Genomic DNA, 10,605 nt, shown 5'->3' with positions numbered 1-10,605 from the left:
CCTGCGCTTGCCAAGTGGCAGGGTCGCCGTTGACGATGGCTCGGCATCACTTGCTTTTTTCATGGGCGCCGAACGTTCTTTCGTCGCGATCAAGCCGGACGGCGTGCAGCGTGGTCTCGTTGGCGAGATCGTTGGTCGCTTCGAGCGCAAAGGCTTCAAATTGGTTGGCCTGAAGCAGATCACCCCCAGCCGTGAGCTTGCAGAGCAGCACTACGGAGTGCATAAGGAGCGCCCGTTCTTCGCCGGTTTGGTGGAGTTCATCACCTCCGGCCCTGTGGTGGCCATGGTCTGGGAAGGCGATGGCGTCATCGCCAGCGCACGCAAGCTGATCGGTGCCACAAAGCCGCTGGAGGCGGAGCCGGGCACGATTCGTGGAGACCTCGCGGTGAACATCGGACGGAATGTGATTCACGGGTCCGATGCACCGGAGACGGCGGCCTTTGAAATTGGTCTCTGGTTCTCCGCTGAGGAGCTGAACGACTGGACACCATCCGATCAAACCTGGCGCGTCGAATCCTGAGGACTAGCTGATGAACTGACGGCACTTCCAGGTCTGCATACCCTCGGGTCACTGGCCTGAGGTTTGTGTTTTGAAAGCCGAATCGCTGCTTCTCCTGCAGGCCCTCGAAGGTGCAGTCGACAAGGCATTCGCCGATGTCGAGCCCTGCACCTTCGCGTCGGGGGATTGTTTGATTCAGGAAGGCCAGGTTTCAGATGATCTGATCCTGCTCACGTCGGGTGTGGTCAAAGCTTGTTGGCAGGGCTTCCAGGGGAACCAGGCCCCACGTCTGGGACCGGGAAGCGTTCTTGGAGATATTTCCTATCTGCTGGGGGGGACAGCTCGGGCCAGTGTGTTTGCCCTCGAGCCTGTCGAGGCCCTTCGGTTGTCCCGGTCTGGTCTGGAGACCGTGATGGAACGGGATCCTGCCCAGGGACAGCGCTTGTTCAAGGCTCTGGCAGCGATCAATGCCCAGCGGTTGCTGACCCAGACCCACCAGCAGGTGCGTGACGGAGTCACTGGCCGCGGCGCGTCGTCCGTCATGCCTGAGCCTTTGCTGCTGGCTGTGCAGAGGTTCAAGCAATGCGCAGCAGCAGTGGAGGTTGATCTGCGACGCAGCGAACCAGATGCCGTGTTGCGGCGTGATCTGGCCGCAGCCTTTGACAACCTGGTGCGTCTGACCGGGAGTCTCTTTCCCCCGCTCTCCGGGGACAAGCCAGCTGCCGAGACTCCGGCCCTCCAGGCTTTGCGTCTGGAGCTGTTGCCTTATTTGCTGCTGACCCGTTCCGCGGAGCGGATGTATCGCAAGCCGAGGGGTTATGCGGGGGATTTCCTCACGATTGCCTGGATGTATGCGGATGAGCCAGGAGGTGCTGGTGAGTTGGGCAGCCTCCTTGATCGTTGCTTTCTGGATCAACCCGCTGCGAAGGCGGTACGCAATCGCCGTGGGCTGTTGCGAGGGGAACTGCAGCGGGCCCTGACGCTCACAGATCAACGCCCGGTAAGGGTGACCAGCTTGGCCTGTGGTCCCGCTGCAGAGGTTTTTGACATCCTTCTTCAGGATTCAGAGCTGGCCGCGCAGGTGAGCTTCACCCTTGTGGATGTCGACGAGCAGGCTCTCCAGTACGTGCGAGAACGTCTGATCGGGGAGGGGCTTGAGTCGCAGGTGCGGCTGGAGCGACGCAATCTCTTGCATCTCTGCATTGGCCGACAGACGTTGGAGCTGGAACCTCAGCATCTGATCTATTCGATCGGCCTGATTGATTACTTCGACGATCGCATTGTGACGCGATTGCAGGCTTGGATTCACGCCAGCTTGGCTCCTGGCGGGCGTTCGATTCTCGGCAACTTTCATACAAGTAACCCCACCCGCGGCTTGATGGATCACCTGCTGGATTGGCGCTTGATTCATCGGGATGAAGCCGACATGCTGCGCCTGGCACAGGCGGCCGGATTCGCTCAGGATGCAACCCAGTGCTGTTTCGAACCTGCAGGAGTCAACCTGTTTTCGGTGTCGCAGCGTTAAGGGTGCTCAAGACAGAACAAGTGCCGTTGCCATATCGCCTTGGGTGTCGTCCAGATGAGACAGGCGTTTCGAGCCAGTTCCCAGGAAGACGATCGACGGCGATTAGGGCCCGAGCATCTCACTAGAAGCTGTAGCGGACCTTGGTGTACAAGCCGTTGCCAAGAACCCATTCATTCCAGATGCCGGCATCATCGTCACTGCTGAACGTGTCGACCCAGCCGAGCTCCACCTCAAAGCGTCCGCGGCGATAGCGACCCATCAGGCCTCCGGATCCGATGGTGTTGTGAAAGCGGTCTCCCTCGCTCTGGACGCCTCCCATGCCGATGAATGGAATGAGCTCAACGCTCTGATCCGCCTGACGCCACGCGGTCCAGACCAGGTCAGCGGTGCCCAGCCAACCGTTGCCTCCGCTGATCACAGTCCCTGGCAGGCCCTTCAAGCCAACATCACTGCCCAGGACAAAGGTCATGCTCCCTGGCAGGGGGTTGAGAGCGACCTGTCCAGCGGCGCGAAGGTTGAGGTTTGTGCTTGGAGACAAACTCCAGGACACGTCCCCGAGGCCTCCCACGGCGCGAGCCTTCCCCGGTTCAATGCCCATGGCGGCCATGTTGTTGAGGTGCTGATTGGGGCTGAGACCAGCGAGGCCTTGCATGGCGTAGATGTTGGTCGTCCAGAAGGCGTTCCCTGCGATCCCGCTGAGAGTCGTTCCAACTCTGAGATATCCGCTTCGACTCCAGCTGTCCCAGTCGCCATCTCCCAAATCGAAGAGATTGGCGCCGCCGGCGATCAGAGGAATGCTGGGTTTTCCACCGGATTCGAAGCTGTCATTGCGGTTGGCGCTGATCCCGGCGAATGCCGTCCAGCTGAAGCTCTTGCTCTGTTGCAGGAGCGTTTCAACCTGCAGCAGTCCCTGCAAGGTGCGGAAACTGAAGTTGTAGAACGGCTTGTCGAATTCAACGAAACGTCGGTAGCTGCTGCCGAAAGATCCTGTAAGCGACCAGGTGTCGCTCAATGGCCAGGTGTATGTGGCCGACACCAAGCCCGTGCCGAGCTCGAGTTCTCCATCGGCGTTCAATTCGAGGAACAGCAGGGCTGAATCCCCCCGGCGTATCAGATCGTTCTGCAGGAGAGTCGCCATGGCGCGCCATTCGCCACTGCCGGCATTACCGGTGTTACTGACACTCAGATCCCCCTGGAGCGGGGTGGGTGGAGCGGGCTCCACCGCAAGATTGATGACGGCCTGTGTGGGGTCACTGCCCAGGCGGCCCATGTTGCCTTGAATCGATCCCACGCCACGACGACGCATATCGACCAGGGCTTCTTCCAGCGTCGGCAGATGCAAAACAGAGCCGACGAGGGGGGCGAGCTGCTTCTCGACCTGCTCCTTGAGAGCGTCGTCATCACTGCTGATGCGCAGTTCTGCGATCACGCCAAGCACCACCTCCAGGACCCCAGGGGCTGGGGTTGGTTGCGCATACACACGGCTGTTGATGTAGCCGTCAGCCACGAGTCGTGCCGTGAGTGCTGCGGCACAGGCGTTCAATCGTTTCGAGGCATCAGCTGAGCTGCAGGCTTTGAAGATGTAACTGAGTTCAGCTGAGTTGTAGGGAACTCGACCCTGAAGACCAGGACCCCAGGCCGAGGGCTGTTCCCTTGGATCTGCTTGCTCAACAGGAGGTTCAGCAGATGGTGCTGACTCCGGCTGCAGCACGTGGGGGGGGAGGCGCCTGTTCCTGACGCTCGCGTTCCTGAACAGGGCGGTTCGGGATGCGAACAGGACCCGGCTGAAGCGGAGGCTCAATCAGCTGGGCCAGAAAAAGCACGGAATGAAGGCGTCACGGACGTTGTGAGTGATTAAAAGCGAGGCCTGCTCCAACAAGGGTTTGTTGATAACAGCCAAAACGTTGCGATGCTGAAAAGAACATCGTCGAATGAGTCTCATGAGTCTATTTAGGCGTTGATTTGTGCCGCCTACGATTGACTTGAAAGTGTTGTGCGATTGATTTTGTGAGCAACGCATCCCGCCCTATCTCGCTTGCGCTGATTGGGATTGGAGTGTTGTTTGGGTTGGCCATCTCAGAGCCAAGGCCGATTTCTGCTGAGGTTCGCGCGTCGAAGGGGCGTAAAGGTCTTTCCACCAAAGTGAATGGTCGTCAGGGTGGACGTTGTCGATCTGGTGTCTGCACAATCAGTGGCGGAACCGATGTTGGTCGCAATAAATTTCACCGGTTCAGCGATTTCGATACGCGTGGAAAAATCAAGCGGATTGAGTTTGATCCAGGTCGGCAAAGCAACCTGATCATCGGTGTGACGTCACCCAGCGGGACGTTCCTGAACAAGGTGGTGTCGTTATCTCGAAAGTCCAATGTGTTCTGGTTATCTCCTGGAGGCATTCATCTCGGGCGTGGTGCCGGTTTCGTTCATGTCCCTCGTCTGACCCTGAGCACGGCACGCTCCTTGCGTTTCCCCGGCGGTGTTTTTGACGTCATCAACAGTTCTGCATCCGATTTGTCAGGTCTCCTGGGGGACCCTCTGCGTGGAGCGGCGGGATTGGAAGGCCGGCAACCGATGGACGATGGTTTGCAGGCTCCAGCTCCTGGGATCTATCTCGATGGGGTCGAGATCAGCATTGACCAGGACCTGCTTTTGGATGCACCAGGGGGATCGGTGGAGCTGGTGGACAGCCGTTTATCCGTGAGTTCTCTTGATGCAACCGGGGGGAGCCTCACCTTGATGGGTGAGGCCATTGCTGTTGATGGAGAGTCTCAACTCCTTGCAACCGGAGAGACGGGTGGAGGCTTGATTCAGGTGGGGGGAAGCTGGCAGAACAGTGACCCTTCAGTGCGTCAATCCGTCACAACGCGTCTGATGCCCGGGGCGCTGCTGGATGCCTCGGCAGCCCTTGATGGTGATGGTGGTGAAATTGTGGTTTGGAGCAATATTCAAGCGTCTGAATCAGTCACAGAAGTCGCTGGTTCGTTGTTGGCTTCGGGCGGCCAGCAAGGTGGTGATGGCGGGCGCATTGAAACTTCAGGAGCAACATTATCTCTTTCGCCTGATCTCAGGATTGAAGCGTCTGCTTCTGACGGTGAACCAGGGCTCTGGCTTCAGGATCCATACAATTACACCATCAATTCGCCGGAAGTCGGCATCATTGAGACGACGCTTGATAGTGGCACAAATGTCACCATCAGCACAGCAAATAATGAAACTTCCTTGGGATCGTCAGGTAATAATTCTGATGCTGGAAATATCACATTGGAGATGCCCATCAGTAAATCGTCAGGTGGGGCTGCAACGTTAACGTTTGAAGCAGATAACGATGTGGTTCTCAATCAAGGTATTTCCTCGACCAACGGAGCTCTTAACGTTGTCGCCAAGGCTGCGGCATCGATTGTTCTTGAAGATGGCAAATCAATTGAAACCAATGGTGGCGATATCGTGTTTTGGTCAAACACAGATAACAAGCAGTCTGGGTCTGGGAGGCATTACATACGCTTGAATGAAGGTTCATCATTGATTTCATCTGGTGGGAATATCGTTCTCGCTGGTGGTTTGGATACTGATTCAGATGGCTTCCCCGATGGTTATGCCTACATCGGAACTGAGTTTGTTCCGCCAGGATCTATTTTTTCAGGTAACCCTCAACAGCCCGGTGTCAGCATCGGAAGCGTACGGAATCAGACCGGCAATCTGATTACCATCCGATCCGGCGGAGGTGATGTTGTCATGCGCGGCCGCTCAGGCGTGGCCAACAGCGGGGCGGGTGGTTTTGGGTCGCAACGCGAAATCCTGATCGATTCCGGTGCGGGCACGATTCATCTTGAAGGTGATCAGGTGTCCAGTTCAGGAGGATATGGCCTGAGATTTGGAGGTGTCTCCTATAACCCTAAAATGTCGATCAGTAGCGCCAGCACATCCAGTCCCGCAATCAATATTGTCGGCACATCTTTGAATGATTCAGGGATCAGATTAGGTGACAGCAGTGAAACGTACTTTACGGGCAACGTTTTGATTCAGAGCTCCGCTACATCCGGTGGAGGTATCAGTATCGAGGGTTCGTCATCGCAGTCATCGTCCGGAACGCGTGGTCTTGTGCTTCATGGACTAAACGGTTCTTCCGGCTATCAATTTTTGTCCGCATCTGGACCGATTCAGCTCTGGAGCAAACGAGATTCCACAAGTTCAGAAATTGAGATTGCTTCCGGGTCGTCGCTCTACCTCGGGCAACGAAAGGACGCGAGTTCCGTACAGGGCGTCACCCCGATCGAGGGATCAAGCTCCGTGGCAACCACCTTTGCGGCCGATACGGCTGTCTACTTCTCAGGCTCAATTCACGGCACTGGCACGATGCAGGTGTATCCCTACACGTCTGGTCAGTCGATCGGTATCGATACGTCGTCGGACTTCCGGGTTGAAGACGTGGGTCAACTGCCCAGCACGTTTTCTCTGATCACCATTGGAGATTCCACGAATACAAACGGAATCGAATCCAGCGCTGCTTTTTCAGTGGAGAGTCCGATTGCCTTCAACTCCGGCAGCTCCAATCTTGCCTTCACCCAAACGGTGACGACGAGTAATGACAACGTCACATTGACCGTCGCAGGTGATTCTTCGGTCGCAGCACTGAATCTCGGGACGGGTGAGCTGATCAAGTCTGGATCGGGAACTCTCAACCTGACATCAGCGAACACCTACTCCGGTGACACCACAGTCAACGAGGGGACATTGCAATTGTCAGATGTCAACGCCATCGGCAGCAGCAGCACCATTCATATCAATGGAGGGGCATTGCGTTTCTCCGGAACCATCAGTGATGTTTCTCCAGGGTTTGTGATCGGTTCCTCCGGCGCCACTCTCGAAGTGGACAGTGGTGAACGTGCGACCATTTCCGGAGTGATCAGTGGTACGGGTCCGGTCACCAAGGCTGGTACCGGAACCCTCACCATGTCGGGTCCGAACACCTACTCGGGATCCACGACCGTGCGGGCGGGCACCCTGACTGTGGAGAGCAGCATCCCTGCCACAGCCACATGCCTGTCCGGCGCTTCATCCAACCGTTGTTCCGGGTCCTCGGGCGGTAATGCCGGTTCCTCGTCCACAACCACACCTGAGCCGTCGGTGACCTTGCCGACTCCGACCCCAGAGCCGACGGAAGCGCCACAGCCCGAGGAAGAACCAGAGCCCTCGGCAACGTCAGGGACCCGCGAGGTCACGGAAACGCCTGAGCCCACGGAGACACCTGAGCCCACACAGACGCCTCAACCAACGGAAACTCCTGAGCCCACACAGACGCCTCAACCAACGGAAACTCCTGAGCCCACGCAGACGCCCCAACCCACAGAGACGCCCCAACCCACCGAAACGCCTGGTGTCCGCGAGCTCACCTCAGATAGCACCGCCCCTGACGAGACACCTGGCGCATCCTCCGATCAGCAGCCCTCTCCGATGACAGAACTCCTGGAGGACGATGAAGGAGAGCAGGTTGTCGAGGCTGTTGCTGTCGTTGAAAGCTCAGCCACGCTCAATGCCGGTCCATCAGTCGCTACCAAGGCATCGCCGACTGCAGTGCCTTCCTCTGCAGCGTCGTCCTCATCAGATGTGTCCGGTCTTGCTGTGGAGGAGGCTGCAACAGCTTCAACTCCCTCCTCTCTTTCAGGTGATGGCGTGGACGTTGAGTTGAGTTTGGAGTCTGGTTTCCAGGTTGTTGGAGCTGCCGATCCAACCGTTACGGATCCTGGAATCTTGACCGGGTCGACATCATCGGCAACGACGACCCAACCCCAATCCATCTCGACCGACGACTCCAACATGTCGTCCTCGGATGCCGATTCCACGGCTGAATCGGAGGCTTCATCCGACGTTGAAAACAGGTCTGAGGCGTCACCGAATTCAGTTGAATCCTCATCAAGAGCGTCGTCTCCAATCGTCAAAGTGACGCCTGTTGAGGCGAAGCAAGCAGGTCAACGCGTTGTGATCGCTGATGAAGTTGCCACGCAACAGCTCACGGAAACCCTCAATCTTCCTGACCTCTCTGGTGTGAAAACGCCCAACACCAACGAGATCGCTAACTATCTGCAGCAAACCATGCAAAAGATTCGTTCCGGTGGGTTGCCATGAGTCGCAGCAATCGTTCTCTCCGGACCAGCGCGCTGGTTTGTTGCCTGGGCTGCACATCCTGGTTGTCGCTGACGTCTCTCGCTCTGCCGTTTAAGGGCATGGCTCAGCTCATGCAGCACGAGATCGTCTCGTCGCAGCTGCCTCGCTTTCAACGCGATGCCTACAACCCGGCAGTGCTTCATGTTCGCGTCACGGAAGCTGCCCCACGGGAAACGTCCACGGACTCGGACGCTTTTCTGGATCTCACCCTGATCCTGGCGTCGGGTGAGGTGGAGGGCATCCGCATCGATCTGTCGCTCAAGGCCTTCAGGGATCAACTCCGCAAGCTCTACACCCAGCTGTCGCGTCTTGAGCCACTGAATGAGACCGATCCCGCATCACCATCAAGACAACTCCACGCTGTTTTGATTTCGGAATTAATGCCTGTTCTCCTGAAAGAGAACGTCACCACATTGCTGATTTCGGCTGATCGTGGATTGCAGGCTGTGCCTTTTGCAGCTCTCAGCGATGGAGAGCAATTCTTCGGTGATCGCTTTGCCTTCTCCATCACGCCGTCGTTGGCACTGACCGCCTTTGCAACAGCCGATGAGCCGGCCAGGAGACTGTTGGCCTTTGGTGCCTCTCAATTTGATGGGCTGGCTGCTCTCCCTCTGGTTCCCCAGGAGCTGGAGCGGATCGGCAGTGGCGATGGAAAGGACCAATTCCTCAACAAAGACTTCACGCCATCCGCTCTTCTCGAGAAAGCAGGGTCAGCGGATTACAACCAGTTGCATGTGGCCACCCATGCGGAGTTCAAGCCCGGTGGTCCGAAAGCCTCTCAATTGCATTCCGGCACGGGGCCGATCTCGATGGAGCAGCTCACCGCTCTTCGAAAGAGCCGTCGAGGCGTTCCCCTCGACCTTGTGGTGTTCAGTGCCTGCCGCACGGCTCTCGGGGACGCCGATGCCGAACTGGGCTTCAGTGGCTTGGCTCTTCAGGCCGGGGCACGCAGTGCCGTCGGTACGCTCTGGTATGTCGACGATGTGGTGACATCCGCCTATTTCGTTCAGATGTACCGCTACCTCGGTCAGGGAGTTCCCAAAGCGGAAGCGATGCAACTGACCCGGCAGGCTTTCATCCGAGGCCTGATTCGTCTGGTGGATGATCAGGTGGTCGGAGCTGACGGCACACCTCTTCTGACCGACCTCACGCCATCCCAACGACGACGCGTGGTCGATGGGGTTAAGAATCCTTTTTTCTGGGCAGGCATTGAGCTGATGGGTGCTCCCTGGTGAAGCGATCCCAGCGGAATGCCTCCAGAAGGTTGTTGTTCTGATCCTCGTCCACGAGCGCCCGCGACATCAGCTGGGCTGTGATCGCTGCCAGCAACACGCCATTTCTGTGGTGTCCTGTTGCCAACCACAACCCAGCCACAGGTCCTGGTCCGAGCAGCGGGCCCTCATCGGGGGTGCAGGGGCGGAAGCCCCACCAGCGTTCCATCGATGGCCAGTTGGCTGCCACCGGCAGAAGCGACTGCAATCCGGCCTCGAGCTGCTTCTGTCCGTCGGGCGTGAGCCCCTCCTGAAATCCTGCCTCCCGTTCACTGGTGGCACCCACCACCACAAGACCATCCTCTCGGGGAACCAGATAGGTTCCGGGCCCGAAGATCACGCGTTTGAGTGCAGCGCGGGGAGCCTGCAGCGACAACATCTGCCCCTTGACGGGAAAGACCGGTAACTCCGGCAGCAGCCGTCGACTCCAGGCACCGCAGCAGAGCACCGCTTGTGACCCCGGCCACTCCTGCTCATCTCCGATCGCACTGCGCAGGCGGATGCCTGCCAGTGCCCCGGAACCATCCAGGCGCAGGTCCAGCACTTCCGTCCCCTCCATGAACCTCACGCCAAGGGAGGTGCAGGCACGTTCCAGCCCTCGCATCAGCTGCCGGCGGTTGTCGATCTGACCGTCCTGTTCAAACAGCAGCCCGGCCTGCCAATCCGGACCGATGCCCGGCAGTTCCCGTTCCAGTTGCAGACGGTCGAGCAATGCTCCGGAGCCTGCGGTGGGGTATCGGTCACGTTCCTCTGCGGAGCGAAAGGGAACGACGATGCCGCTGGCCCTCAGGCCGCAGGCCAGACCGCCATCCAGTTCGATCTGTGCGACCCAACGCGGGATGCGTTCAAGGCTGGCTTCCCCGAGTTCAAGCAACGGCCCTGTCAGGCCTTCGGCATGGGGTGCCAGCATTCCGGCAGCCACGAAACCGGCGGCTTCACTGCGGCGCCGACTGATCACCAGAACCTGGCGACCCTGTCGCGCCAGTTGATGCGCGATGGACAGTCCCATCAACCCTCCACCGAGGACAAGAACCGCTTCGTCGCTGCGCTTCGTCATGTCGCCCGTCTGATCAGGTTCCGGCCGTGTCTGTGATCATGCTGATCACGAATGGCTTGATTCCATAGGATCCCGGCATCAGCTTCAGGCTTGA

At 58.2% G+C, this 10,605-nt stretch carries 6 protein-coding genes; 4 read left to right on the top strand and 2 right to left on the bottom strand.

The window, feature by feature from the left end; translation table 11 throughout:
• The first annotated feature begins 61 nt into the window (after window positions 1-61).
• Both ndk and KR100_RS15445 read left to right on the top strand, forming a co-directional pair.
• A complete protein-coding gene (ndk, locus tag KR100_RS14090) occupies window positions 62-520 on the top strand; it encodes a nucleoside-diphosphate kinase (protein WP_038547361.1) in 459 nt (152 codons plus the stop codon).
• Window positions 521-590: 70 nt separating this feature from the next.
• Complete coding sequence (locus tag KR100_RS15445) at window positions 591-2,024, top strand: cyclic nucleotide-binding domain-containing protein (protein WP_081858935.1); 1,434 nt, start codon at window positions 591-593, stop codon at window positions 2,022-2,024.
• Between the two features lie 121 nt (window positions 2,025-2,145).
• Here the strand turns inward: KR100_RS15445 and KR100_RS14080 are convergent, their stop codons facing one another.
• Window positions 2,146-3,825, bottom strand: a complete 1,680-nt coding sequence (locus KR100_RS14080) for a ShlB/FhaC/HecB family hemolysin secretion/activation protein (protein ID WP_156098138.1) — start codon at window positions 3,823-3,825, stop codon at window positions 2,146-2,148.
• Window positions 3,826-4,091: 266 nt separating this feature from the next.
• Here KR100_RS14080 and KR100_RS14075 point away from each other — a divergent pair, with 266 nt between their 5' ends.
• Window positions 4,092-8,144, top strand: coding sequence for an autotransporter-associated beta strand repeat-containing protein (locus KR100_RS14075; RefSeq protein WP_156098137.1), 4,053 nt, complete (start codon window positions 4,092-4,094; stop codon window positions 8,142-8,144).
• Window positions 8,141-9,418 (top strand): CHAT domain-containing protein, encoded by a 1,278-nt coding sequence (locus KR100_RS14070; RefSeq protein ID WP_038547351.1) that lies wholly within the window; start codon window positions 8,141-8,143, stop codon window positions 9,416-9,418. The genes KR100_RS14075 and KR100_RS14070 overlap by 4 nt, the downstream gene beginning before the upstream one ends.
• Here the strand turns inward: KR100_RS14070 and KR100_RS14065 are convergent.
• Complete coding sequence (locus KR100_RS14065) at window positions 9,366-10,511, bottom strand: FAD-dependent oxidoreductase (protein ID WP_038547348.1); 1,146 nt, start codon at window positions 10,509-10,511, stop codon at window positions 9,366-9,368. The two genes, KR100_RS14070 and KR100_RS14065, sit on opposite strands and share 53 nt — an antisense overlap.
• Window positions 10,512-10,605: the final 94 nt, after the last annotated feature.

It is taken from the genome of Synechococcus sp. KORDI-100 (assembly GCF_000737535.1).
Taxonomy (GTDB): domain Bacteria; phylum Cyanobacteriota; class Cyanobacteriia; order PCC-6307; family Cyanobiaceae; genus Parasynechococcus.
The sequence above is the reverse complement of the archived record's forward strand: the minus strand, read 5'-3'. Positions and strand labels throughout refer to the sequence as shown.

Coding starts and splice junctions, on each gene's coding strand:
- KR100_RS14070 (WP_038547351.1), top strand. CDS start 8,141: ATGAGTCGCAGCAATCGTTCTCTCCGGACCAGCGCGCTGGTTTGTTGC.
- KR100_RS14065 (WP_038547348.1), bottom strand. CDS start 10,511: ATGACGAAGCGCAGCGACGAAGCGGTTCTTGTCCTCGGTGGAGGGTTG.
- ndk (WP_038547361.1), top strand. CDS start 62: ATGGGCGCCGAACGTTCTTTCGTCGCGATCAAGCCGGACGGCGTGCAG.